The 221-nt window shown below is 51.1% G+C and carries 1 protein-coding gene; it reads left to right on the top strand.

Annotated elements, in window-relative coordinates:
* Window positions 1-221 (top strand): SwmB domain-containing protein (locus tag M2R48_RS21380; RefSeq protein ID WP_262087640.1); only part of this gene is annotated, 221 nt, incomplete at both ends.

Below are 221 nucleotides of genomic sequence, written 5' to 3'. Positions count from 1 at the left end.
GCTGTAACCGGTGTTACAGTGAATGGCTCTACCGTGGTGTTGACTTTGGGTACACCAGTCACAGCAGGTCAAGCAGTGCAAGTGGGTTATACCGATCCAACCACGGCTAATGATCCAAATGCGATCCAAGATGCAGCTGGTAATGATGCAGCAACCCTTCCACCGACAGCGGTAGACAATGGTTCGATTATTCCTGGTGGTGATACCACAGCACCGACCTT

The organism is Acinetobacter sp. I-MWF, from assembly GCF_025433935.1.
Classification (GTDB): Bacteria; Pseudomonadota; Gammaproteobacteria; order Pseudomonadales; family Moraxellaceae; genus Acinetobacter; species Acinetobacter guillouiae.
Note: the sequence above shows the minus strand (reverse complement) of the source record. Positions and strands in the feature narration are given on the sequence as shown.